Source organism: Microcoleus sp. C2D2, from assembly GCF_036702495.1.
In the GTDB taxonomy this organism is placed as follows: domain Bacteria; phylum Cyanobacteriota; class Cyanobacteriia; order Cyanobacteriales; family Microcoleaceae; genus Microcoleus.
The window spans coordinates 19,127-42,835 of the sequence record NZ_JAUBTO010000052.1 but is presented as its reverse complement, the minus strand read 5'-3'; the positions used below and the strand labels follow the sequence as shown (position 1 = coordinate 42,835).

The 23,709-nt window shown below is 46.5% G+C and carries 22 protein-coding genes and 1 pseudogene; 15 read left to right on the top strand and 8 right to left on the bottom strand.

The genetic code is table 11. The features are described 5' to 3' along the window. Positions 1 to 372: 372 nt before the first annotated feature. The 3 genes from cphA to QUB61_RS17925 form a co-directional block, all read right to left on the bottom strand. Positions 373 to 3,093 carry a cyanophycin synthetase gene (cphA, locus tag QUB61_RS17935; protein WP_333130719.1) on the bottom strand — a complete coding sequence of 907 codons (2,721 nt, stop codon included), beginning with the start codon at positions 3,091 to 3,093 and terminating at the stop codon, positions 373 to 375. Positions 3,094 to 3,431: 338 nt separating this feature from the next. Further along, positions 3,432 to 4,325: a cyanophycinase gene (locus QUB61_RS17930; RefSeq protein WP_333130716.1), complete on the bottom strand. Its 894-nt coding sequence runs from the start codon at positions 4,323 to 4,325 to the stop codon at positions 3,432 to 3,434. Further along, positions 4,297 to 4,485 carry a hypothetical protein gene (locus QUB61_RS17925; protein WP_333130714.1) on the bottom strand — a complete coding sequence of 63 codons (189 nt, stop codon included), beginning with the start codon at positions 4,483 to 4,485 and terminating at the stop codon, positions 4,297 to 4,299. The genes QUB61_RS17930 and QUB61_RS17925 overlap by 29 nt, the downstream gene beginning before the upstream one ends. A gap of 171 nt (positions 4,486 to 4,656) precedes the next feature. Between QUB61_RS17925 and trmD the strand changes: the two genes are divergently transcribed. Next, positions 4,657 to 5,352 (top strand): tRNA (guanosine(37)-N1)-methyltransferase TrmD, encoded by a 696-nt coding sequence (trmD, locus tag QUB61_RS17920; RefSeq protein WP_333130712.1) that lies wholly within the window; start codon positions 4,657 to 4,659, stop codon positions 5,350 to 5,352. A 313-nt stretch (positions 5,353 to 5,665) separates the two neighbouring features. On the opposite strand, the gene QUB61_RS17915 is transcribed toward trmD, so the two are convergent. Both QUB61_RS17915 and QUB61_RS17910 read right to left on the bottom strand, forming a co-directional pair. Next, positions 5,666 to 6,040 (bottom strand): hypothetical protein, encoded by a 375-nt coding sequence (locus tag QUB61_RS17915; RefSeq protein WP_333130710.1) that lies wholly within the window; start codon positions 6,038 to 6,040, stop codon positions 5,666 to 5,668. Beyond that, positions 6,037 to 7,266 carry an AAA family ATPase gene (locus QUB61_RS17910; protein ID WP_333130708.1) on the bottom strand — a complete coding sequence of 410 codons (1,230 nt, stop codon included), beginning with the start codon at positions 7,264 to 7,266 and terminating at the stop codon, positions 6,037 to 6,039. Before QUB61_RS17910 ends, QUB61_RS17915 begins: the two co-directional genes overlap by 4 nt. Positions 7,267 to 7,634: 368 nt before the next feature. Here QUB61_RS17910 and ispF point away from each other — a divergent pair, with 368 nt between their 5' ends. The 9 genes and pseudogenes from ispF (at position 7,635) to QUB61_RS17860 (ending at position 15,037) form a co-directional block, all read left to right on the top strand. Then, a complete protein-coding gene (ispF, locus tag QUB61_RS17905) occupies positions 7,635 to 8,114 on the top strand; it encodes a 2-C-methyl-D-erythritol 2,4-cyclodiphosphate synthase (protein ID WP_333130706.1) in 480 nt (159 codons plus the stop codon). A gap of 62 nt (positions 8,115 to 8,176) precedes the next feature. Continuing rightward, positions 8,177 to 8,725 (top strand): hypothetical protein, encoded by a 549-nt coding sequence (locus QUB61_RS17900; RefSeq protein WP_333130704.1) that lies wholly within the window; start codon positions 8,177 to 8,179, stop codon positions 8,723 to 8,725. Further along, a complete protein-coding gene (locus QUB61_RS17895) occupies positions 8,703 to 9,278 on the top strand; it encodes a PIN domain-containing protein (protein ID WP_333130701.1) in 576 nt (191 codons plus the stop codon). The genes QUB61_RS17900 and QUB61_RS17895 overlap by 23 nt, the downstream gene beginning before the upstream one ends. 40 nt (positions 9,279 to 9,318) lie before the next feature. Continuing rightward, a complete protein-coding gene (locus tag QUB61_RS17890; protein WP_333130699.1) occupies positions 9,319 to 11,079 on the top strand; it encodes an ABC transporter substrate-binding protein in 1,761 nt (586 codons plus the stop codon). 142 nt (positions 11,080 to 11,221) lie between these two features. Then, positions 11,222 to 12,049, top strand: a complete 828-nt coding sequence (gene larB, locus QUB61_RS17885; protein WP_333130697.1) for a nickel pincer cofactor biosynthesis protein LarB — start codon at positions 11,222 to 11,224, stop codon at positions 12,047 to 12,049. A 717-nt stretch (positions 12,050 to 12,766) separates the two neighbouring features. Further along, a pseudogene (locus QUB61_RS17875) lies at positions 12,767 to 14,037 on the top strand (RNA-guided endonuclease InsQ/TnpB family protein). Further along, positions 14,024 to 14,455 (top strand): transposase, encoded by a 432-nt coding sequence (locus QUB61_RS17870; protein WP_333130692.1) that lies wholly within the window; start codon positions 14,024 to 14,026, stop codon positions 14,453 to 14,455. The pseudogene QUB61_RS17875 and the gene QUB61_RS17870 overlap by 14 nt, the downstream one beginning before the upstream one ends. Then, positions 14,406 to 14,630 (top strand): transposase, encoded by a 225-nt coding sequence (locus QUB61_RS17865; RefSeq protein WP_333130690.1) that lies wholly within the window; start codon positions 14,406 to 14,408, stop codon positions 14,628 to 14,630. The genes QUB61_RS17870 and QUB61_RS17865 overlap by 50 nt, the downstream gene beginning before the upstream one ends. Before the next feature lie 98 nt (positions 14,631 to 14,728). Further along, on the top strand, positions 14,729 to 15,037 hold the full coding sequence (locus QUB61_RS17860) for an RNA-guided endonuclease TnpB family protein (protein ID WP_333130732.1): 309 nt from the start codon (positions 14,729 to 14,731) through the stop codon (positions 15,035 to 15,037). A gap of 228 nt (positions 15,038 to 15,265) precedes the next feature. Here QUB61_RS17860 and QUB61_RS17855 read toward each other — a convergent pair whose 3' ends face one another. Next, positions 15,266 to 15,955: a hypothetical protein gene (locus QUB61_RS17855; RefSeq protein WP_333130688.1), complete on the bottom strand. Its 690-nt coding sequence runs from the start codon at positions 15,953 to 15,955 to the stop codon at positions 15,266 to 15,268. 250 nt (positions 15,956 to 16,205) lie between these two features. On the opposite strand from QUB61_RS17855, the gene QUB61_RS17850 reads away from it, so the two are divergent. From QUB61_RS17850 to QUB61_RS17840, 3 genes are all read left to right on the top strand, one after another. Next, on the top strand, positions 16,206 to 16,418 hold the full coding sequence (locus QUB61_RS17850) for a chlorophyll a/b-binding protein (protein ID WP_333130686.1): 213 nt from the start codon (positions 16,206 to 16,208) through the stop codon (positions 16,416 to 16,418). A 143-nt stretch (positions 16,419 to 16,561) separates the two neighbouring features. Then, positions 16,562 to 17,101 carry a photosystem II reaction center PsbP gene (gene psbP, locus QUB61_RS17845; RefSeq protein WP_333130684.1) on the top strand — a complete coding sequence of 180 codons (540 nt, stop codon included), beginning with the start codon at positions 16,562 to 16,564 and terminating at the stop codon, positions 17,099 to 17,101. A 491-nt stretch (positions 17,102 to 17,592) separates the two neighbouring features. Continuing rightward, positions 17,593 to 18,243, top strand: coding sequence for a nucleoside triphosphate pyrophosphatase (locus tag QUB61_RS17840; RefSeq protein ID WP_333130682.1), 651 nt, complete (start codon positions 17,593 to 17,595; stop codon positions 18,241 to 18,243). Positions 18,244 to 18,384: 141 nt separating this feature from the next. Here QUB61_RS17840 and QUB61_RS17835 read toward each other — a convergent pair whose 3' ends face one another. Next, positions 18,385 to 19,299: a calcium-binding protein gene (locus tag QUB61_RS17835; RefSeq protein WP_333130680.1), complete on the bottom strand. Its 915-nt coding sequence runs from the start codon at positions 19,297 to 19,299 to the stop codon at positions 18,385 to 18,387. A 297-nt stretch (positions 19,300 to 19,596) separates the two neighbouring features. Between QUB61_RS17835 and eno the strand changes: the two genes are divergently transcribed. Further along, complete coding sequence (gene eno, locus QUB61_RS17830; protein WP_333130678.1) at positions 19,597 to 20,877, top strand: phosphopyruvate hydratase; 1,281 nt, start codon at positions 19,597 to 19,599, stop codon at positions 20,875 to 20,877. 161 nt (positions 20,878 to 21,038) lie between these two features. Here the strand turns inward: eno and argC are convergent, their stop codons facing one another. Continuing rightward, positions 21,039 to 22,097 (bottom strand): N-acetyl-gamma-glutamyl-phosphate reductase, encoded by a 1,059-nt coding sequence (argC, locus tag QUB61_RS17825; protein ID WP_333130676.1) that lies wholly within the window; start codon positions 22,095 to 22,097, stop codon positions 21,039 to 21,041. Positions 22,098 to 22,665: 568 nt separating this feature from the next. On the opposite strand from argC, the gene QUB61_RS17820 reads away from it, so the two are divergent. Beyond that, positions 22,666 to 23,682, top strand: coding sequence for a sulfate/molybdate ABC transporter ATP-binding protein (locus tag QUB61_RS17820; RefSeq protein ID WP_333130672.1), 1,017 nt, complete (start codon positions 22,666 to 22,668; stop codon positions 23,680 to 23,682). The last annotated feature ends 27 nt before the right edge of the window (positions 23,683 to 23,709 follow it).

Below are 23,709 nucleotides of genomic sequence, written 5' to 3'. Positions count from 1 at the left end.
TTTCCTGATTCTATACTTCTCTGTTAGCATGGGAATTATTCATGTATTTATGCTATTCATCTGCGTGAATCTGCGTCAATCCTTTGTCATCTGCGGTGAAGAAATTCTCTTTTTTTTACCGCTGATGAGGGCAGATAGACACAGATTAACGCAGATGAATTATATCGAATCCGGTTGCACCGTCTGTGGTTGACTGTTGACTGGATTTTACGCCCGACGATGCTACCGGATTTAATATAAGTCGATCGCTTTCTCTACCCTTTGTTCAATGCAATACACAAAAAAATCTTCAAAAATAGTATTAATTTTAAAACAAATAGGTTGGGTTTAACACAAGTAACCCAACCTATTAATTAAATGAGACTTAAGAGTTTAGCCTTGATTCACCACAGTCGGTTTTAAACTTTCCTGTGACTTCGATCGATCTAAACCATTTTGAACTTCCACAGATTCCTTAATCGGTTTCCGGGCTTCAATTAAACTCAAAGCTTTGTTGACACCTTCAGGTAAAATCACTACCAAACTGCCGGCCGGCGCCTCATCTAAAGCCTTGTTAACGGCCGTTGTTTCGTCGAGAATCAACTCGTATTCAACTTGAGATTTGTTGGCGGTTCCTGCAGAAATCGCCTCTGCAATTCCCTGGCAAATTAACTTTGCCACAACACCGGGTTCTCGCCCGCGCGTGTCACTATCTTCTTTGACAATAATGCGATCGAACATCTCGGCCGAAAGTTTGCCCAGCGTGACAAAATCTTCATCTCGCCGGTCTCCAGGGGCGCCGACTACCCCGATCCGCTGTCCCTGCCAATTCAGCACGAAACTGCCCAAAGCTTTGTAGCTGTGGGGGTTGTGGGCGTAGTCCACCAAAGCGTGATAGTTGCCCAATTTAAACAAATTCATCCGTCCGGGAGTTTGACCCACCGATGCTTGGAAGCTTGACAAAGCCGATCGAATATCTTCTATTTTGAATCCTTGGGCAAAAGCCGCCAAACAAGCTGCTAAAGCATTAGCAATCATAAACGGCGCGCGCCCGCCCATCGTCAGCGGCACGTTCACAGCCTGCTCAATTCTCAGGGTCCAATCGCCTTTCAAAATCGACAAATACCCATTTTCGTAAATCGCTGCCAGCCCGCCCGCAGCGGTATGTTTGGCAACCAGTTCGTTGTCCGGGTTCATCGAAAAGTATGCAATTTGAGCCTTGACACGCTGCGCCATTTGTGATACAAGCGGGTCGTCTGCATTTAAAACTGCATAGCCTTTGGGCATTACCGACTCGACGAGGACGCTCTTGAGTTTGGCGAGCTGTTCCACGGTGTCGATGTCGCCAATTCCCAAGTGATCGGCCGCGACGTTCAAGACGACGCCGACATCGCACTGATCGAAGCCGAGGCCCGATCGCAAAATTCCGCCTCTAGCCGTTTCCAGCACCGCTACTTCCACCGTTGGGTCAGACAAAATCAATTGAGCGCTCTGCGGCCCGGTATTGTCTCCGGTTTCTACCAAATAATCGCCGATGTAAGTGCCGTCGGTAGTCGTGTAGCCAGTAATCTGACCTGTCTGCTTGACAATGTGGGCAAGCAGGCGAGTGGTTGTAGTTTTGCCGTTGGTTCCCGTTACCGCTAAAATCGGCACCCGGCTGGGTTGAGGCGAGGGGAAAAGCATATCGAAGACCGCGCCGGCGACGTTGCGGGGTAAACCTTCACTCGGGGCGACGTGCATTCTGAAACCTGGTGCTGCGTTGACTTCGACGATGACGCCGTTGACATCGCGCAGGGGTTGGGAGATGTCGGGAGTTACTACGTCAATGCCGGCGATGTCCAAACCGATAATTTTGGCGACTCTGGAAAACAGCCAGACGTTTTCCGGGTGGATTTCGTCGGTGCGATCGACTGCAATTCCACCGGTACTCAAGTTTGCTGTCGCGCGCAAAAATACTCTTTCCCCGGCCGGCACTACGGAGTCCATCGCGTATCCTTGTTTTTGCAGCAAATCCAGGCACAATTTGTCGATCGTGATCCGGGTGAGCACGTTGTCGTGTCCGTCTCCTCGCTGCGGGTCGCGGTTTACTTCTTCAATAAGCTGTTCTACTGTAGACTTGCCGTTGCCCACGACGTTAGCCGGGACTCGTTCTGCGACTGCTATGACTTGCCCGTTGACTACCAATACTCTGTGGTCGCGGCCGACGTAATAGCGCTCGACAATGACGCTTTTTGTTTTTGATGCCGCGCTGGCTAAGTCGTAGGCTTCCTCTGCTGTTTCCCAGGAATTGATGTCGATCGTAATGCCGCGGCCGTGGTTTCCGTCTAGGGGTTTGAGGACGATCGGATAACCGCCGACATCTTCTATCGCCCCGCGCAATTCGTCCAAATAATTAATCACCGTTCCTCTGGGAACCGGCACGCCGGCGCTGCCGAGGATATTTTTGGTCCCTTCCTTATCGCAGGCTAGTTCTACCCCCAAAACTCCCGTGCGGTTGCTCAGAGTTGCCTGAATCCGCTTTTGGTGAACCCCGTAGCCGAGTTGAATCATAAACCTGGCGCTCAACGGTATCCAAGGAATGCCGCGAGCTTCTGCTTCTTTGATCAGTGTTTCCGTACTCGGCCCGAGTGCCGCCGACGCCGCAAACTCTCTAAGGTCTCTCAAATCTTGGACTAATTCTGCTTCTGGATAAGTGCCCGTCTCGGCAATCCTCTGGCACATCCGCACGCCCGCCCGGGCGGCATAGCGACCTGCTTGTTCGTTTTGATACTCAATTACTACTTGGTAAATGCCTGGGGTCGCAGTCTCGCGGGTGCGACCGAACCCGACCGGCATTCCTGCCATTTGCTGAAGTTCTAGGGCTACGTGTTCGATGACGTGTCCCATCATCGTGCCTGCTTTGACACGTTGCAGGAAGCCTCCCTTATGGCCTGGAGAACAGTGATGCTCGTACAAACTCGGCAGCGCGGCGGTCAATCCTTCGTAGAAGCCAGGAATTTCAGATGTGGTTTTATCTGCCAACTCTTCTAAATCCAGACGCATCAGGACGAGTTTGTGGCGTCGGATGCTCCAGTAGTTGGGGCCGCGTAAGGTCTGGATTTTAAGTATTTTCATGACAGTTAGAGGGGTATGGGTCGGGAAATCTTATAGATAATTGGAGCATTTATTCAATTTCGATCTAGATTGCTCGATCGACTGTTCGCTACGAACAGTTTGCGAGTGAATTTCCAGTTATGGGCGACCCAATTGAAAATTCATGCCCCAGCGATCGGCTAAAAACAAGTAGAGGTTAATCGCGAGCAAAAACTCAAAGCCCGAAGGTAGAATTTTCTGTGATTCTGCCTTCTGGCGTGAGCCTGTGGCTAATTGGGAATCTATTCTATTGTGGTATCCATGATTCGACCCCAATGCCACTTAATTTCTGCAGAATCAATGACAAGAGATGTTCTACGTTAGTTGGCTGTGCGGCATTCGGGGGGCCAGCCAGACTCGGAACAGGCTGCCGATGGCATTGGTTTGCCTAGGGGCATATTGTAGCAATCTCCGTGACAAAGAACGTGCAAGCGCATATTGAACAGACTTAAGGGTTCTGTCGCTCCTACCAGAGACTCATTGGTATAAAAATTTTCCCTAGAATCAACAATAGTCACAGTGCCTTTACCGAGAATTTTCATAGTATCGTCTCCCTCAAACAACGCGCAGGTGTCTTCGTCAATACCAATAGCGAGGCGATCGGGATGACTTGCCACAGCCGACAGCAAGCGAGCCATGCGGTTGCGGTTGTGAAAATGCTGGTCTACGATGATCTCAGGAATAATGTTAAGTCCGTTTGCCATGTCTACTAAAGAGCGGTTCGGTGACGCGCCACTCCCGCCGCCTGCAATCATGTGATATCCCATCACCGCAGCACCCGCGCTGGTACCGGCGAGGGTAATCTTGCCTTCGATAGTTTCTTTGCGAATTTTCTCCATCAGCGGGGTGTCCGCCAGCAGCCCGCAGAGCCTCAGTTGGTCGCCGCCTGTGATGAATACGCCCGTACAATCTTCTAAGTAATCTTTCCAGACGGGGTTTTCGGCTTGTTCGCGTTCGCGGATATCCACTACTTTGACGGCGCTAACGCCCATTTCTTCAAATATGGTGCGGTAGCGGTTGCTAATTCCTTCGGGATCTCGCGAAGCGCAGGGAACGATCGCCAGCCGAGCATTTGCACCCCCAGCACGGCAAAAAAAGGTATTCAGAATCTCTCGCCCGTGAACTTTGTCTTCGGCTCCCCCGATCACCATAATCGAGGTTTTTGTGCGCTGGGGAATATTGTGTTCAAGGGCTTGAGATGTCAATTGCTGCATGGTGTGTCTTCCTCTGTTGGATGTGAAATTCAATTTTGCCGTGGCTGTGGGTAGAATGGGGCTTTTTAAGAATAAATATTTTTGGTGCCAGCGAGGTGCGATCGCCGATCGCGCGATCCCGCAGTTGTTTGGGGGCGAGTTTACTTGCAGTCGCTGTCATGAAAAACAGATTATTTTTTTACAAAACCTGCCTGCAGACAAAGGAAGAGAATTTTAATTGCAAAAATTTTCAGAAATTATAAGAAATTATAAAGAATAAAGCAATTACTGAAAACTGAACTCCCCCTAAGGGTCAAACTAGAGGTGATGTATCAATGAAATTCCAATAATTGTGCGATTTGACGTTGTTACCCTATTTCCAGAATTTTTCCGGGCTCCCCTGGAGTCGGGACTGATGGGCAAAGCCTTAGCTAAAAAGATTGCTGAGGTGAATTTTGTCAATCCCCGCGATTTTACCACAGACAAGCACCAGCGAGTCGATGATGAGCCTTACGGGGGCGGAGTGGGGATGCTGATGAAGCCGGAACCGATTTTTGCTGCGGTGGAGTCGCTGCCGGTTTTGCCTTCTCGGGAGGTGATTTTGCTGACTCCTCAGGGGGAACCGATGCAGCAGGCGATGTTTCGGGAGTTGGCGGCCGATCGCGATCAGTTGGTGTTGATTTGCGGTCATTATGAAGGTGTGGACGATCGAGTGCTGCATTTGGTCACTCGCGAGGTGTCTTTAGGGGATTTTGTGCTCACGGGGGGCGAAATTCCGGCTTTAGCTTTGATAAATGGAGTTTTGCGATTGCTGCGGGGAACTGTGGCGAAGGAAGATTCGCTGAAGTTTGAGAGTTTTGAGGACGGACTTTTGGATTATCCGCAGTACACTCGACCCGCGGATTTTCGGGGATTGAAGGTGCCCGATGTGTTGCTGTCGGGTAATCACGCGGAAATTGCTCGCTGGCGCAGGGAACAGCAAATTGAAAAAACTCGATCGCGCCGAGCGGATTTGTACGATCGGTGGTTGCAGGAGAGGGAAGAATAGGAGAAAGGGCGATCGCACGAGTGGTCAGAAACCGGGTTTTTTGCGGTAATACTTCGTTGCAGTCCACAGATTCGGTAAAAAACCCGGTTATAAAGGTCTTGATGCGTCCCAAACCGTATATTTAACAGCCTAATAAATTTTGGATTCGCGTTTGTAAGTCTTTGAGTTCAGGAGAGCGATCGAGAAGTCCCCGATAATTTTCTAGCGTTTCCAGCATTAACCCTTCTCTCCCCCCTCCTGCAGCTTTAGGATTGCCATAACTACTGAGGAAATCAGCAAAAAAATTTTCTTTAACACTCGGATCGGCCCGAATTTATGACCAAGGTTTGTCTAGCTTATTCAAGTGACCCGCTAACAGCCACGCTTCCACTTCTTGGCAAGCAGCACAGCACAATAGCTTGGCACCTTTCTCTATTGCTTCCTTTTCTAAAATAGCAAATTCTCTGCTCCCATCTTTCCCGTCTGCATCGGGTAGAAACAGCAGTAAATCTTTGTGAACATAGCTTTCAAAAATGATTTCACTCATCAATGCTTTAGCGTTATTATACCCTTGGACTCTGGGATTACTCAGCACATCAACCTGTGCGTTTGGCTTGCCACATTCCTTCATCATCCTTTTAATTAAAGGTTTGAGGATGTAGCCGTTATTAGTGGGATCTTCAGGGATGATTAGCACTTTAAAGCTCATAGAACTCCCTCAAACCAACCTTCGGCAAAAAGTTCGCTAATCGGCTGCTTTTGAATCAACTTTAATAAATCAGGAATTTCGCTGAGAGGGATAATATTAGTTGCTCCTGTGCTTTCATCCCGCTTACAAACAAAAGTAGTGGCATAATCTTCAGGATTCAGCCATTCTAAAATTAAAGGTGAGTGAGTAGTTGCCATCACTTGAACATTGCCAGATTTTGACATCGCTTTCATTAACTCAACTAGAAGTCTTAAGCGGGTGGGATGAAGGCCATTTTCTATTTCTTCAAGCGTAAGAATTTCCGGTAAATCTGGCTGAAAGAAAGCAGCGGTAATCGCGGCAAATCTGAGCGTTCCATCGGATAAAATGGGAGCAGGATAGTAAATTTTACCCTCTTTGAGTGCAAACAAAGATTCTCCTAATACACCGGACAAAATGCTAACATCATCGAGTTCTGCGGGGGTTAATTCTTTGAGCCAGGATACAAAAGCAGATTTTTCGGTAACATCAGTAATAATTGTTTTAACTAAAGCTGCGAAATTTTCACCTCGTTCTCCCATGCGTTGCGCTGTATGCGCTTGAGAATAACCGCGCAAAATGGCAGGAGATGGGTCAAGGTGTTGCGTGTTACTGAGGGTAAGCATACACAGTGCTATCATCTCGATATGATCGTTTGAACAAGTTTCGTTGCGCAATAATTGATGGAGGACTGAACGAGATTTTTCAAATTTTATATGAGGCGGTTTCCCTCGTTTTCCCTTAAAATAGCGAACTTCTATAAAAGGACTATTGGGATGATTGGAAATGGGTTCAGAATCAAAAATTGGTGAACCATTCACTTGTAATTTTTCACTGCGGACGCATCCTCTTTCTGCTGAAATACTGATAGAGTATTGTATTTCCTCTCCGGGCTCGTTGCGTAATTTAATTGTAACTAAAAACTGGATAGTTTGTTCTTCTGAAGTAGAGTGTCCCCGTGGTGTGAAGGCCGCTTTACTACTACCACCGCGAATCGAATCCCAGACTTCACTGGTAGCATTTTTCGGCTTACCGTTAAAGATTTCATCAATAGTAAATCCGTAGGCAATTCCTTGCAAGACTCGCAAAGCATCGAAAAAGTTAGATTTACCGCTGGCGTTAGTGCCGATAAATAAGTTAAGGTTGCTTAGATTTAAAGTTATTTTTTCTAAGCTTTTGAATCCTTCAATGGTGAGGGATTGAATCATAGGGTTTCATGCTGGTATTTGTGGGAATAAGTGTTTTTTTTGATTTTTTAGAGGGTTCGATAATCTCTAAAATTATACAGTGAAAAAAGCTACACCGACAGAATGAGAGCGATATCTGAAAGAGGAAGCCATCCAAAAATTAGAAATTGAAAAGCAACAGAAAGAACGGTTAGCTGCCAAGTTAAGAGAGTTGGGTATTAACCATTATAAAATTTTATTGCTTGGATATTATATCATGAACCTGTAGGTTTAGGTTGTCACAGTCCTTTCCCACAAATTCCGTAAATCAAGACCATACTTTTTCAGCTATTACCTCGCAAATATGAAATAATTGTTTTTTGGTATACTTTCCCAAACCTTAAATTTACATGAACATCCGCATCGGCAACGGCTACGACATTCACTGCTTAGTTCCCGAACGCCCCCTCATCCTTGGCGGCGTGAACATTCCCCACGAATTAGGCTTATTAGGGCACAGCGACGCAGACGTACTCACCCACGCTATCATGGACGCTATGCTCGGAGCTCTCAGCTTAGGAGATATCGGGCTGTATTTCCCGCCAACTGACCCGAAATGGAAAGGTGCTGATAGTCTCGTATTGCTGGCACAAGTCAATCAGTTAATATTAGATAAAGGCTGGGAAATCGGCAATATTGATTCGGTGGTGGTGGCGGAACGTCCAAAGCTGAAACCGCATATTGAGCAAATGCGCGATCGGCTTTCTACTGTCCTACAATTAAAACCTGACCAAATTGGCATCAAAGCTACTACAAACGAAAAGTTAGGACCCGTGGGGAGAGAAGAAGGAATTGCAGCCTATGCTGTAGTTTTAGTCTCCAAAAAATAAAAAAGTGGTTTGATAGTAGAAGTTGAATTTACTTAAACTTATACGCTAGGAAGGCTGAAACCATGCAAACTGAAACCTTGGAAGTAGAATTACCCATAGATGCGGATATTATCGCGTTGGATAAGGACGATCGCATAGTCGCGCTAATCGAGATCAAAATTATTCAAGCTCAAGAAACAGCAGCAAAGCAGAGGATTGCTGATTACATGATATCTTGGATGAAAGCTGCGTTAGCAAAGATGTCCGAACAACGCACAGTCATTCCCTATGCTATGTTTGTGGACACCGAACAAATTCTGATTTTCAAATGGGACGGCGTGAATTTATCTGAACCTGTTTGCTCTCTAAACACTGGTGAAATACTTCGTTATTATCAGCCTGAATTTGGAAAAAAATGGATATTTGAAGATACAATAGAAACGCTGGTAGAATCGTGGCTGCATGACTTAGCCTATCACTGGAAATCAGAAATTCCCCCAGCGTCTGAACAGATAGCAGCAATCGGTTTGCTGCCGCTGCTAGCAGGTGGAACAACAAAATCCGGAGTGAAATTAGGTGGCAATTTTATATATCGAGACCAACTTTTTGATGAGTATTGCTACAGGGCGTGAGGTTGAAGCAATTATGTTGCTGCGGGATTTATCGTCATCAGTTCAGTTGGTCATACCCAGCATTTGTTATATGGAGTCTCTGTCGGCTTTAGAGGACGAGTTGAAGCGACAAAACTATTTTAAGGAACAGCTAAGCCGTCAAATTAGTGAAACAAAGCGAGATGTGACATCTGAACAGGTCGCATCTCTATCTTTTCACCTAGAAGAGTCATTAATTTACTATCGCAATCGAATAGGTGAAATTAAATTTCGCTTGCGTGAAGCAATTTATATGCTGTCGCAAAAGGCAGAAATGATTGTATTAAATACAGAGATTATCGAAGCAAGCTTAAACACAACTATCATCGGAAAAGACCCAACAGACAATTTGATTTTACACTGTATCTTGAGTCATGCCCGCTTGCGCCCCACAGAAATCAAAGTATTTCTAAGTGGCAACGTCAAAGAATTTCGCAAACTACCAGAAGTTCAAGAGGCTTTGCTAGAAGCCGGGATAACCAAGTATTTTTCGCGCACTGAAGACTTTCTCGGTTGGTTACAATCTCAGTCATAGTTGCCCGCAGGTGGTAAACTAAAAAATTATGAAAATTTCTATGATGCTACATTCAAGACTGCGCTGGCTGGCGATTTTACTGGCGGCAATTGCCACTATAACTCTGTCTGCGTGCACTCCAGCCCGATCGAACTTAGTAAACAGGCTCATCGTTCCCACCCCCAGCGGCCCGGGTACCTTTAACTACCCGCTAAATCAATCTGCATACAGCGTTTTTGGCTATATGTACGAGGGATTGATTAACGAAAACGGCTTGACATCGAAGCTAGAACCCGGTTTAGCCGAGTCCTGGGATGTTTCTAAAGATGGCAAAAAGATTGTCTTCACCCTGCGAGAGGGATTGAAATGGTCGGACGGCGAACCGATGACTACTGATGACATTATCTTCAGCTATGAAAAGATTTATTTCAATGACAAAATTCCTAGCGGTTTGAAAGATAATCTGAGGGTTGGCAGCAGTCGCCAATTCCCAAAAGTTAAAAAAATTGACAGCCGCCGCGTTGAATTTTCCGTGGCAGAACCCTTTGCTCCTTTTATTAGATATGCTGGGGGAATCCCAATTTTACCAGCTCATATTTTACAGGAAGCTGTCGAAAATACAGATGCAGACGGCAAGCCTAAATTCCTGAGCACTTGGGCCACGGATACTGACCCTAAAAAAATTGTCGGCAACGGTCAATACCGAATGCTGAGTTATACTCCTAATCAGCGCGTGGTTTTGGAACGAAATCCGTATTTTTGGCGAAAAGATGCAGAGGGAAATGTTCAGCCTTACATCCAGCAAATTGTTTGGCAAATAATCGAAAATACTGACAATCAACTGCTGAATTTTCGCTCGGGCGATTTGGATACTCTGAACGTGGAGCCGGAAGTGTTTCCGCTGCTGAAACGGGAGGAAAAACGCGGCAAATATACGGTCTTCAACGGCGGCCCGGATACTGGCAGCGTCTTTATGTGTTTCAATTTGAATAAGGGGCGCAATGCTCAAAATCAGCCGTTTGTAGACCCAATTAAATCTCGGTGGTTCGCGACTAAGGAATTTCGGCAGGCGATCGCCTACGGCATCAACCGATCCGCCATGACTAACAATATATATCGCGGACTTGGCGCACCGCTGCATTCCCCAATTCCCGCCCAAAGTCCGTTCTACCTGTCCCCAGAACAAGGATTGAAAACTTACAGTTACGATCGGCAAAAAGCGAAAGAGTTACTGTTAAGTGCTGGTTTTAAGTATAATAGTAACGGCGAATTGTTGGATGCTGAAGGCAACAAAGTGCGATTTACTTTGTTGATGGCTGCTGGTAAAAAAGTGCGGGAACAAATGGCAACGCAAATTAAGCAAGATTTGGGCAAACTAGGGATGCAAATTGATACGCAGTTCCTGAGTTTTAACACTTATGTGGAAAAGCTGCGCCTGACGCGGAATTGGGATACTTACTTGGGCGGTTTTACAGGAGGTACTGAACCCCACAGCGGCTACAATATTTGGTCTGTCAATGGGACTTTACACAGTTTCAACCAGGGCCCGCAAGCCGGAGAACCGCCGATTAAGGGTTGGGAAGTGTACGACTGGGAGCGGAAAATCGATGACCTTTACGTCAAAGCTTCCCAGGAGCTTGATGAGGCCAAGCGCAAGGAAATTTATGGGGAGACGCAGCGGATTATAGCAGAACAAGTGCCGTTTATCTATATGGTGAATCCGCTGACTTTTGAGGCGGTGCGCGATCGCGTTTCGGGAATTCGCTACAGTGCCCTCGGCGGTGCTTTCTGGAATTTGTACGAGCTGAAAATAACAGAATAGTTATTAGTCAGAAAGCAAGCACTCAGCAGTTATTAGTCTGTAGGGGCGGGTTTTACGAGGGTATGTGCGATCGAGCGGATAAATAAACCCGCCCGAAGCAATCTCTAGCAGTCAGCAGTCAAATTCATCAGTCATTAATATAATGGAACCTGAAATTTTACAGAAGTTACTCGAATCTGTGGCGGCCGGCGATGTCAGTCCGAGCTCCGCTTTAGACAAATTAAAGTATTTTGACTTTGAACAAGTGGGGGATTTTGCAAAAATTGACCACCACCGCACTTTAAGAACCGGTTTTCCTGAAGTAATCTGGGGCCCAGGGAAAACCCCAGACCAAATTGTGGAGATTATCGAGGCGATGCGCGGGCGAAATCCTGCAGTCATGGCGACGCGAATTGAACCGGAAGTTTTCGAGCAATTGCAGCAAAAAATACCCGATTTGTGCTACTACCAAAAGGCTCGAATTTGTGCAATTTCTGCTAATTCCCCAAGTCCGCAGCATCCGGGTACTGTGACTATCATCAGTGCGGGAACGGCGGATTTACCTGTAGCGGAAGAGGCAGCAGTTACTGCGGAACTTTGCGGTTTTCAGGTGCGACGTTTGTGGGATGTCGGAGTTGCCGGCATTCACCGCTTGCTGAGCAACCGGCACGTAATTGCTGATGCTGATGTGTTGATTGCGGTGGCGGGTATGGAAGGTGCTTTGGCGAGTGTGGTTGCGGGTTTGGCAGATTGTCCGGTGATTGCTGTGCCCACGAGTGTGGGTTACGGCGCGAGTTTTGGCGGGATTGCTCCTCTGTTGACCATGCTCAATTCTTGTGCGGCTGGTGTGGGTGTGGTGAATATTGATAACGGGTTTGGTGCGGCAATTTTAGCTTGTCAAATTCTGAGAACTGCAGGCAGAGTGGGGAGAATGAAAGAGGGGGAGAATCTGAGAAAGGGGGTAGATACTGTGAGAGAAAAATTTCCCTAAAATTTCCTAAATCTACTCATAGAGTACCCTAGAATCGCTGTATGAGTAAGTTAATCATTCTGAGGCCCGAACCCAAAGGAAAGTTAATTCCACAGCGCACCGCCCATGGTTACAGGCGCTACAATAGGGCTCAACTGTTAAAGCTACAACCCGATGCAGTAGAAGCCACAATAACAAACAAATAGTTACGGAACTCAAAGAAATCGCTCCAAAACTTTAATTAGTTATGTACGCCATCAAACTCAAATTAAAACTTAACAACAAAGAAGGTAGCTTGATGGCGCAACATTCTGGTTACCGGAGGTTTTGCTACAATTACGCATAGGCTCTCTATCAGGGAGTTATATCAATTCCGGTGTAACCGGAATTGATATAAGAGCGTCTAAAAATGCTCACAAACACTATCATCAGAAATTTGGGCGGAGCGTAGCGGAGGGTTGAAACCCCGTCCTTCTAGGACCGCTTTACAAAGATTTTACATTGAGTCAAGCATCGATATCACAATCGAAGTGTTAGACTGTGAGCATCACGCTCAAAGCCTTCAGCTATCGATTCTACCCAACTCCGAAGAGAGTTTGTTGCGACGGACAATGGGTTGCGCTCGTTTAGTATTGTAAAACTTCATTGAGTTTATAAGCAATTATAAACAATAATGGTATTATATTGTTGTGATTGTTGAACAAGGAATACGCACAGCCTAAAAAACGGAAGTCTCAAATGCAACTAACAGAGAGGCACATCATTAAATCGACGGAACACCGTTTCGCCCAAATAGACGAACTAGCCTTTAAATCTAAGAACCTCTACAATGCCGCTAATTACGTCATTCGTCAGAGCTTTCTTTATGGATGGGGCTATGTCAATTACAACGAAATGAACCGTTTGATGAAGTCTCACGAAGCATACAAGGCTTTACCTGCCAAAGTTAGTCAGCAAATATTGATGGTGCTAGACAAGAATTGTCCATCCTTTTTTGAGGCGGTTAAGGCTTACAAAACTGATCCCTCTAAATTTACTGGTCGCCCCAAACTGCCGAAATACAAAGATAAGACCAAAGGGCGAAACCTCCTTGTCTACACGATTCAAGCAATTAGTAGCAAACAGTTAAAGAAAGGAATCATTAAACTTTCGGGTACTGAATTTTCGCTCAAAACTAAAGTCAATACCGAGCAGATTTGCTTTCGTTAGAGTGGTTCCGAAATGTGATGCCTATGTAGTCGAGGTAATTTATGATAAACCAGAGTCCACCTTTCGCAACACTAACTTTGTAGCTAGTATTGATTTAGGACTAGATAATTTAGTGGCGTTAACTTCAAATCAACCGGGATTTATCCCTTTGTTGATTAACTGGCGACCATTGAAATCGATTAACCAGTTCTACAACAAGCGCTCTTCAAGATTGCAATCCCAGTTAACAGGGAACCGCAAAACATCACCCCGGATGAGCGCGCTTAACTCGCTGGATCAATCAGAAAGTTGATAATTATTTACATCATGCTAGCCGTCTAATTATTAACCTTTTGCTAACCAAGCAGATTGGGACGCTAGTAATTGGCAAGAACGCGCAGTGGAAAACTGAAATTTATCTCGGGAAGCAAACCAACCAAAACTTTGTGAGTATTCCTCACTCTCGATTGATTGAGATGTTGGAATACAAAGCTCGGCTGTTAGGAATCGATGTAATTATACAGGAAGAATCTTACACATCTCGCGCAAATTTTTTGGATTTAGATTCAATCCCTGTCTACGGGAAAACAGAAAAAGATCCTGTGTTTACTGGTAAGCGGATTAAAAGAGGTTTGTACAAAACATCGGTTGGTCAGTTAATTAATTCCGATGTGAACGCCGCGTACAACATCCTCAGAAAAGCAATCCCAAATGCGTTCAGCAATGGGATAGAGAGCTGCGTAGTTGGGCCAATGCGGGTTAATCCGCTTAAAACAAAAGTGAAGGGGGAGGGACTTGACGCCTCCCATGTCTATAAATGACTATACTTTTGCCAGCTATGCTGAAACCTCTTCAATGCTAACCGAAGGTCAGAAAACAGAAGAGTTAGATTTTCTGTCAGAAGTTAGCTGCGTACCGTTACAGCAATGCTTGCGACATTTACAAACGGCTTACACCAATTTTTTTGATGGGCGGGCGAAATATCCCAACTTCAAGAAAAAACGCAATGGTGGTAGCGCAGAGTTTACCAAATCTGCTTTCAAGTTTAAGGATGGACAAGTTTACTTAGCAAAGTGTGCCGACCCGTTGCCAATTCGTTGGAGACGGATGCTACCTGTCGGTTGCCGACCATCAACCATTACGGTGAAGCTTTCACCATCTGGTAGGTGGTCAGTTTCCCTGTTGGTGAATGTTGAAATTGAAGCATTACCGAGCGTCAGGGAGTCAAGTTGGTATTGACTTGGGCATTACAAGTTTACTCGCTCTTAGCACTGGTGAAAAGATTGCCAATCCCAAAGGATTCAAGGCAAAATATCGCAAACTTAGAAGAGCGCAGAAAGCTTTAAGCCGGAAACAGAAAGGGTCAAACAACCGTCACAAAGCACGACTCTTCGTAGCGAAAGTACATCAATAAGTTGCTGATGCAAGAAAAGATAACCTTCACAAGTTAACAACGCGGTTGGTGCGCGAAAACTTGCGCCATCGCCGCCCTTAAATTTGGCTGTGAAGAACATGATTAAAAATCCCAAACTTGCCCTTGCCATAAGTGATGCAAGTTGGGGCGAATTGGTCAGGCAACTTGAATACAAGTGTAAGTGGTACGGTCGTACTTTAATTAAGATTGACCGATGGTTTCCGAGTTCAAAACGGTGTGGCAATTGCGGACACATCGTTGACAAGATGCCGTTGAATATCCGGGAATGGGATTGTCCTAATTGCGGGACGCACCATGACCGAGACATCAACGCGGCAAAGAATATTTTGGCGGCTCTTCTTGCCGTGGAGCGTCTGTGGAGCGACCGTAAGACCCGAACAGAGTAAATCTGTTAAGGCAGGTGCGAAACCCCGTAAGGGACAGAAGCAGAAACCTAAATCGTGAGGTTTGGGAATCCTCGCCGTTCTACGGCGGGGTGGATGTCAAAGAACGGAATAGTTAGAAGCGCCCTCGTCGATCGGACTCGGCGATTGAAACCTATCTTACACTTGCCTCTGGTTCCAGCAGAGGGGCACTAAAGAATACAGGCGGTATTATTAATGCCGGACTTGATATTACTTGGTGGTCAGCCAAATCGGATAAGCAGAAGAGTCCGCAGCATTCAATTTTTGCGCCTGATAGCTCTTGCTAGTCCAAGTAGCCACTGTTTGCAGGCTTTCTGTCAAAGAACTTTCGCTGCCAAACGCTTCAAATCCCAAAGTCCACCAAGCGCTGCCGTTAATGTTCAACTGAGTCAGTTCCACGGTGCAACCCTGGGGAATTGGGGCTTCCACAGGCACAGACATCAGGGAACCAGGGGCCGAAACTTGGTAAAGACGCTGCGCTCGCTTTTTCTTGACTCCCACCCACTTTCCTGTCGCCACAATATCCGCCGGTACCGGCGCCATCGTGTCGGCACATACCCACTTCAGCCACTTCTCGGCTTTGCCTTCCCAGCGGTTGCCGAACTGCATCGCCCCCAACTCTGCCTGCCGCCACTTTACCTCCAATGTTTTCCCGCGCAGCTTCACTCCCAAGTAGTCGCAGCCTGGTACTAGCAAATATATGTCTTCCCGCTCGTCGGGAGGCGAAAGATACCCACCGAGACTGTCGCTTCCAAACCATTGAGCGATCGATTTTGGCAGCGCACCGCTATAAAACCACCGCATTTCCAGACTGGCCCGCATAAATTTTTCCTCCGTTCCACAATTTTCGTCAAACCCAGACTGGATTTGCCACACACCATCGACTTTTGCGCCTCTCAACTCTATCCTCCCCCCTCCGGGGCCCAGAGTCTACTGTCCACAGTCATACCCTTTTAAATTTTAGATTTTAGATTAAAGAATCGGGCAGGACTGATTCTATAAGGGTTTAGAGCTTGCCTACAGTGGCATTTTTTTGAGAAACTGGTGTCAGATCGAGGTCTTTCAAAAAAATTTCTCACAATCCTTTACATATCTTCATCAGTCTGTTACATTTATTTACAGTAGACCAAAAGCAATTTAAGAAAAAAACATGACTAACAGAGGCTTAATGCTGGACGACCAAGGCAAAATGAACAATTTTGCGATCGAGCCGACAGTATACATCGATGACGAACCCCGCACCGGCTTCACCCCTTACGCAGAACGCTTAAACGGCCGCCTTGCCATGATTGGTTTTGTTTCTCTCTTGGCTTTAGAAGTTTTGAGCAAGCACGGACTGATTAGCTGGCTGACTCACCTGTAATTATTTTGTTAAAAATTAAACTATATGGCTATGGCTCGCGGGTGCTACAAAAACGGCGATCCATAGCTTAACTATTTTTAGGCTCAAGGTTTGGTGAGACAATTAAAATTAAATATTTTACTGTTACCCTACCCGTAAAAAGAATGTTCAAACGAATTGCGGCAATACTTCTGGTAGTTCTGAGCCTGACCTTGACCAGTTGTGTATCTAAAGTTACCGGACTCAAAAGCTACGTTGATACTGGGGACGGCTATCAATTTCTCTATCCTAACGGTTGGCTGCCGATCGCGGTTTCTAACGGGCCAGATGTGGTGTTCCGCGATTTGATTCAGCAAACCGAGAACGTCAGCGTGGTAATCAGTCCAGTCGCTAAGGACAAAACTCTGGCGGATTTGGGAACGCCAACGGATGTGGGATACAAGCTCAGCAAAAGTGCGATCGCCCCGAGTGATTCCGGCCGCGAAGCTGAATTAGTCAATGCTGAAGCTCGCGAATCGCGATCGAAAAGCTATTACATTTTAGAATACGCCGTTAAGTTGCCAAACCAAGAACGGCACAACTTAGCGAGTGTAGCCGTCAGCCGCGGCAAACTTTTTACGCTTAACGTTTCCACTACCGAAGAACGCTGGCCCAAGGTAAAAGAAGCTTTTGAGAAAGTTGTTAAATCTTTCTCTGTTTATTAAGCTTAAAAGTGACAGATGGAGCGATCGGCTATAGCCTTTCGAGCGTAACATGTTCCGACGTGCATAGGGCATAGGCCTCCGTGGGCATAGGCCTCCGCGGGCATACCTCACCACGCGATCGAACCGCTATAGTGCCGTGCGAACTAATAATTGGCAATTGGTAATTGGGAAGAGTTAAAATTATAGGACAGAGGCAGAAACCAGGTTTTTCGACGAAAATCAGTAGTGGATGGCGAGGGTTTGCGGTTGAAAAACCCGGTTTCTTTATTCCCTGTGCGTCAATGCTGAATTATTAGTAGCCAATTGCTAATTATTAAAAAAACGCACACTCAACGCTAATATCATGCCCGGTGGAATCCTTCGTGTATGGAGGGGCTGGTTGATAAATATCCGGGTGGTGAAATAAAAAATACTGGTGAACCCGCCCCTAGCAGATATCAAATTATACAATAACTTTTCACCCTGACCCGATCTCAAAACTTACCATTAGTATGAAGATTCCAACTTTTGTGTTAGCTTCAGCTTCTCCGGCGCGCCGCAGCCTGCTAAAAAGTGCGGGCATTCAAGCTGTGATTTGCCCCAGCGAATTTGATGAAGGGCAAGTACAAATGAGGGATGCCACTAAATTAGTGCAGGTTTTAGCAGAGGGAAAAGCTGAGGCTGTAGCTAAGTTTTTGCTGGCTAATTCTCACCCGCAAATCCCCAATCCCAAATCGTGTTTGGTGTTGGGATGCGATTCTATTTTGGTCATAGATGGTGCAATTCACGGCAAACCGAAGGATGCGGAAGAAGCAATCTCGCGCTGGCAGAATATGCGCGGTAAAGTTGGCGAACTCTATACGGGTCATGCTTTAATGGATACTAGATTCGATGACTTTGAGGAGACAATGGAGCGAGCGCTCATTCGCTGTCAAGTTACAAAAGTTCATTTTGCGAAAGTTACCTCGCGCCAAATTGCGGCCTACGTCGCTACCGGAGAACCCCTCGCCTGTGCAGGCTGTTTTGCACTCGAAAGTAAAGGCGGCTTTTTTGTGGAAAAAATCGAAGGATGTCACACGAATGTGATCGGTTTGAGCTTGCCTCTGCTGCGACAAATGCTCGGCAAAATGGGATATGATGTGGCGGATTTTTGGCAATCTTAAAAATTGTAGGCTGCGCAATGCGCACCAGTTGAGTCTGTAGGGTACGCAAGGCGCACCGGTTGAGTTTGTAGGGTGCGCCGAAGAGCACCGGTTGAGTTTGTAGGGTGCGCCGAGGCGTACCTTACGCATTAAAGTTGGTAATTATCCTAGAGCGATCGCCCCTTCCGATAAAGATATAAACTGAAGTTGATCCGGCGAAACATCCTTCACCAAACCCAGAATATTTCCGGTACTAGCTTCTCGAATCACCGTCGCCTTAGTATTCAGAAATCTAAAATCAGCCGTTCGAGGCTGTCCCGGAGGAAAAGGGCCGCTGCTATCGTAATCTCTGGCATCACCAATTGTCAAAAACCTTTCGCTCAAAACAATATCATTTCGCGTCAATCCAGACGCCAATCCAATTACATCACCTTCAGCCGGATTGTAATCGAGAATAAAATCTGCCGGCACTGGCTCGTCATTAAAATTGTTGGGTGGAGGCGGCTGTGTCGAACCAATTTCCCCCGAAGTTGCTCCCACTTCTCTGCGGAGGACAAACAAGTCTGCACCTTCACTTCCCCAAAGTCTATCAATTCCAGCATCACCGATTAGAGTATCGTTTCCACTCTCTCCTACTAAAGCATCATTTCCTTTACCGCCGCGAATAAAGTCATTGTCCGTGCCTCCGTAAGCGTAGTCATCGCCTCGATCCCCGCTGAGAATGTCGCTGCCGCATTCTCCGTAAAGTATGTCAAAATCTTCACCGCCGCGAATAGTATCGCTGTCGCAACCTCCGATTAAAGTATCTCTGCCGCTGTTACCGTTCATCAGTTCTGCAGCACCGGAACCTCTGACGAAATCGTTGCCGGCTAAGGCCCGCAAACCTCCGGGAGTATTGCGCAGAATTCCATTTGCTAATTGAACTGCGTCGTCATTGGGAGTAAGATCAAAAAAGTTGGGGTCGCTGCCTGGGTTTGGCAATGGCCCTGTGACTAATTTGATGTTTGGGGGATCGGCAATAATTGGGGCTGAATTTTCAGCTAATGCTCTAATTTTTCCTAAAGTTGTTTCTGACATCCTAGTTTCTCCTTTTTTGATTGACTTTGTTGACATTCTGATTTTAACAAAGGTTCCAATTAGAAACTCTGGGTGAATCTGCGGTAAAAAAAATTAAATTACTGTCAAAATTGCCGCTGGTTATTATGCAACAAGCGTAGCTTGTTGACAGCAAACCGCCCAAATCCGCAAATATTTTGAACTGTGTACCAATAATTCTGGGGATCGCGTACTCTATTACCCGTCAGCAGTCAGCGTGGGAAAACCAACAGACTGCTAATTGTCATCAAACCTTGAGTTAAGTCAGGAACCGTTAATATGCTAGACACTGCGATCGAATTTATTAAAGCCAGAGAAATCCTCGACTCCCGCGGCCGCCCCACCATTGAAGCTGAAGTTTACCTAGCTAACGGTGTTGTCGGGCTCGCACAAGTGCCCAGCGGCGCGTCTACAGGCTCTTTTGAAGCCCACGAACTCCGCGACGGCGACAACAAACGTTACGGCGGCAAAGGAGTCCTGAAAGCGGTCGCTAACGTTGAACACAAAATTGCCCCCGCTTTGGCCAATCTGGATGCGATCGACCAAGGACTGGTAGACAAAACCATGATTGACTTGGACGGTTCCCCAAACAAATCCCACCTCGGCGCCAATGCCATTTTGGGAGTCTCCTTAGCCACAGCAAAGGCGGCCGCCGAGACTTTAGGACTCCCCCTTTACCGCTACTTGGGCGGGCCCTTAGCTAACGTTTTGCCCGTGCCTTTGATGAACGTGATCAACGGGGGTTCTCACGCTAACAATAATGTGGACATTCAAGAATTTATGATTGTCCCTGTGGGTGCGCCATCTTTTAAAGAAGCTTTACGCTGGGGTGCAGAGGTTTTTGAATCGCTGAGTAAAGTCTTAAAAGCTGAGGGTTTGCTGACTGGTGTGGGTGATGAAGGCGGTTTTGCGCCTAATCTTAAATCCAATCAAGCAGCTTTGGATTTGTTGATTGCAGCTATTGAAAAAGCTGGCTACAAACCAGGTGAACAAGTTGCTTTGGCTTTGGATGTTGCTGCTAGCGAATTTTACAAAGATGGGCAGTACACTTACGACGGTGTGGCTCATTCGCCTGCAGAATTAATCGATTATTTGGATGGTTTGGCCGGACAATATCCGATTGTTTCCATTGAAGATGGTTTGCATGAAGACGATTGGGACAGTTGGGTAGCGCTGACACAGAAAATGGGCAGCAAAGTTCAATTGGTGGGTGACGATTTGTTTGTTACTAATCGCACGCGGTTGCAAAAAGGGATTGATTTGAAAGCTAGCAATTCGATTTTGATTAAGCTGAATCAAATTGGTTCTTTGACGGAGACTTTGGATACGATCGACCTGGGTAAACGGAACAGTTATCGATCGGTCATCAGCCACCGTTCCGGTGAAACTGAAGATACGACAATTGCTGATTTAGCAGTAGCGACTCGCGCCGGTCAAATCAAGACTGGTTCTTTGTGTCGCAGCGAACGGGTGGCTAAATACAACCGTTTGTTACGGATTGAGGATCAATTGGGCAATCGGGCAATTTATGCAGGCTCGATCGGTTACGGGCCCAAGTAAGACTTGGTAATCGAAAATCCTCGTTCCCGGGCTCTGCCTGGGGACGCAGATTCGGAGGCTGTGCCTCCAATTTTCCTCGGGTCTTCGAGGCACAGCCTCTGGATATCGGTTCCCAGGCAGAGCCCGGGAACCAGTTAAATCTGGATATTACCGATCCTCAATTAAGGATAGAAAGCTAATTGTGGCAAACCCAAAGTTTCTTCCCAACCCATCATCAAGTTCATGCACTGGATGCCTTGACCGGCTTGTCCCTTAATTAAATTGTCGATCGCCGACAGCACAATCACCCTGTCAGTACGGGGATCGACTTCCACACCGATAAAACAAAGATTCGTGCCGCAAGCCCATTTTGTTTGCGGATAAACCCCAGCCGGTAACACTTTTACCCAAGGACAATTGCGGTAAAAAGCGGTGAAAATCGTAATTAAATCTTCCCGCACCAAACCCGGATCGCGCAAAGTTGCGTAAACAGTCGCCAGAATTCCCCGCACCATGGGAATTAGGTGGGGAGTAAACTGAACTTTAACATCGTGTCCGGCTAAATCGCTGCAAATTTGCTCGATTTCTGGCGTGTGGCGGTGGCGGCCAACGCCGTAAGCGCCCAGAGAACCTTCTGCTTCAGCCAACAAGAGATTAACTTCGGCTTTGCGGCCCCCTCCAGAAGTACCGGATTTGGCGTCGATAATTGCTGTTTTTGGCACGATGAGACCTTGCTTGAGCAAAGGTGCCAGCGCTAATAAACTAGCAGTGACGTAGCAGCCGGCACAGCCTACTAACTTAGCGTCTTTAATTCGATCGCGATACAATTCTGGCAAACCGTAAACAGCCGTTGCAGCCAATTCCGAGTCGGATCGTTCGCCGCCGTACCAAGCTTTGTAAGTTTCCAGATTTTCAAATCTGTAGTCAGCCGACAAGTCCAAGACTTTGCAGCCTTTTTCTATCAGCGTCGGTGCCATTTTGCAAGCTAAACCGTTCGGCAGCGACAGAAACACAACTTCACATTTTGCCGCTATTGTGTCTAGGTCGATCGCCTCGACTGTCAAATCAATGCAGTTAGTCAGATGCGGATAAAGGCTGGAAAAAGGTTTTCCCGCACTGCTATCCCCGCCCAAATAGACTACTTCAGCCGCTGGGTGATCTGCCAGCAGTCGCACAAGTTGCACGCCGCCGTACCCTGAAGCGCCAATAATTCCTACAGGCACACGTCCAACATCTCCCATTTTCCTTTATCCCCTCAGCCGTTGAAGTCAAAAACGCTTGAACTTTTGCTGCATTGTAGTACCAAACGCCAACTTTGGTAGCAAAGAATTGTGTTGTTTTGTATTGGAGGTGCATTTTTGTTAATTTTCCGGTGTTTGACACCGCCCAAAAACCGATACAAAGCCCCGACTCCTTTCCTGGAGAGCCCAAAATTTTAGACCAAAGTTCCATCTTCCAGATTCAAAGCTGCAAGTATAGCAGAAGTCCGATGTCCGTCGGAAGAAGGAAGAAGGAAGAAGCAGTAATAGCAATGGTTTCAGCGATTAAGAATGTCCTAGCCGTCTTGGCGGTTGCTATAAATCTAAAATCTAAAATCTAAAATCTAAAATCTAAAATCTAAAATCGGCTGACCGATCGCCAAAACCCTAAAATTAACAAAGGGATCTGCGATCGTGCTATAAAAAACTTACTTTAAGCCATCCTCAAAACGGAGATTAACATTTTTCCCTGGAAGCTCGAACCTGGAAGCTCAACATCCATCCGTTAAATCAGTTAAATCTTGTACGCGGCTTCGTTGCCGAACGAACTATGGCCATAGTGGTAGAAAACGTATCAAAACAGTTTGGCAGTTTCCAAGCACTCGATCGAGTCAGCTTAAAAATTGAATCCGGTTCCCTAGTTGCATTGCTGGGCCCGTCTGGTTCCGGCAAGTCTACGCTGCTGCGGCTGATTGCCGGTTTAGAAATGCCCGACTCCGGCAAAATCTGGCTGACAGGCGAAGATGCCACCAATACTAGCGTCCAAGACCGCAATATTGGATTTGTGTTTCAGCACTACGCGCTATTCAAGCACATGACAGTGCGAAAAAACATCGCTTTCGGCATGGAAATTCAGAAATTACCGCCGGCGAAAGTCAAATCGCGGGTAGAAGAATTGTTGAATTTAGTGCAATTGGGAGGATTGGGCAATCGATACCCGTCCCAACTTTCAGGAGGCCAGCGGCAGCGGGTGGCCCTCGCCAGAGCCCTGGCTGTGGAACCGAAAGTGTTACTGCTAGACGAACCTTTTGGAGCCCTTGATGCCAAAGTTCGCAAAGATTTGCGTGTTTGGTTGCGGCGACTTCATGACGAAGTTCACGTTACCACAGTCTTTGTGACGCACGACCAAGAAGAAGCGATGGAAGTTGCCGATCGAATTACAGTAATGAATAAAGGTAAAATCGAACAAGTAGGCACACCCGCAGAAATTTACGACAATCCAGCAAGTGCTTTCGTAATGAGTTTTATCGGTCCAGTCAATGTATTGCCCAGCAGTTCGAGGATGTTTCAAGCCAACGGCTTTGAATCAGCCCACCCGGAGATTTTCTTGCGCCCTCACGACGTACTAATTGAAACTACAGAAAATAGTGCCACAGTGCCTGCAAGAATCAGTCGCTTGATTCATTTGGGATGGGAAATTCAGGTAGAATTAACCTTAGATGACGGTCAAGTAGTAAACGCTAATTTGACGAGAGAAAGATTTGATACCTTGCACTTGCAGCCCCAGCAAAGAGTGTTCGTAAAGCCGAAAGATGCCAAGTCGTTTCCACTTTTTTATTCAATCTGATACCAATTCTGAAAACTACAGCTAAAT

Bases quoted from the DNA above. Each gene is read 5' to 3' on its own strand.
- psbP (WP_333130684.1), top strand. From the start codon at position 16,562: ATGTTCAAACGAATTGCGGCAATACTTCTGGTAGTTCTGAGCCTGACC.
- QUB61_RS17850 (WP_333130686.1), top strand. From the start codon at position 16,206: ATGACTAACAGAGGCTTAATGCTGGACGACCAAGGCAAAATGAACAAT.
- QUB61_RS17820 (WP_333130672.1), top strand. From the start codon at position 22,666: ATGGCCATAGTGGTAGAAAACGTATCAAAACAGTTTGGCAGTTTCCAA.
- QUB61_RS17895 (WP_333130701.1), top strand. From the start codon at position 8,703: ATGAGTATTGCTACAGGGCGTGAGGTTGAAGCAATTATGTTGCTGCGG.
- argC (WP_333130676.1), bottom strand. From the start codon at position 22,097: ATGGGAGATGTTGGACGTGTGCCTGTAGGAATTATTGGCGCTTCAGGG.
- ispF (WP_333130706.1), top strand. From the start codon at position 7,635: ATGAACATCCGCATCGGCAACGGCTACGACATTCACTGCTTAGTTCCC.
- larB (WP_333130697.1), top strand. From the start codon at position 11,222: ATGGAACCTGAAATTTTACAGAAGTTACTCGAATCTGTGGCGGCCGGC.
- QUB61_RS17835 (WP_333130680.1), bottom strand. From the start codon at position 19,299: ATGTCAGAAACAACTTTAGGAAAAATTAGAGCATTAGCTGAAAATTCA.
- QUB61_RS17930 (WP_333130716.1), bottom strand. From the start codon at position 4,325: ATGCAGCAATTGACATCTCAAGCCCTTGAACACAATATTCCCCAGCGC.
- QUB61_RS17900 (WP_333130704.1), top strand. From the start codon at position 8,177: ATGCAAACTGAAACCTTGGAAGTAGAATTACCCATAGATGCGGATATT.
- QUB61_RS17890 (WP_333130699.1), top strand. From the start codon at position 9,319: ATGATGCTACATTCAAGACTGCGCTGGCTGGCGATTTTACTGGCGGCA.
- QUB61_RS17925 (WP_333130714.1), bottom strand. From the start codon at position 4,485: ATGACAGCGACTGCAAGTAAACTCGCCCCCAAACAACTGCGGGATCGC.
- QUB61_RS17870 (WP_333130692.1), top strand. From the start codon at position 14,024: ATGTCTATAAATGACTATACTTTTGCCAGCTATGCTGAAACCTCTTCA.
- eno (WP_333130678.1), top strand. From the start codon at position 19,597: ATGCTAGACACTGCGATCGAATTTATTAAAGCCAGAGAAATCCTCGAC.
- QUB61_RS17840 (WP_333130682.1), top strand. From the start codon at position 17,593: ATGAAGATTCCAACTTTTGTGTTAGCTTCAGCTTCTCCGGCGCGCCGC.
- QUB61_RS17865 (WP_333130690.1), top strand. From the start codon at position 14,406: ATGTTGAAATTGAAGCATTACCGAGCGTCAGGGAGTCAAGTTGGTATT.
- QUB61_RS17910 (WP_333130708.1), bottom strand. From the start codon at position 7,266: ATGATTCAATCCCTCACCATTGAAGGATTCAAAAGCTTAGAAAAAATA.
- QUB61_RS17860 (WP_333130732.1), top strand. From the start codon at position 14,729: ATGATTAAAAATCCCAAACTTGCCCTTGCCATAAGTGATGCAAGTTGG.
- QUB61_RS17915 (WP_333130710.1), bottom strand. From the start codon at position 6,040: ATGAGCTTTAAAGTGCTAATCATCCCTGAAGATCCCACTAATAACGGC.
- cphA (WP_333130719.1), bottom strand. From the start codon at position 3,093: ATGAAAATACTTAAAATCCAGACCTTACGCGGCCCCAACTACTGGAGC.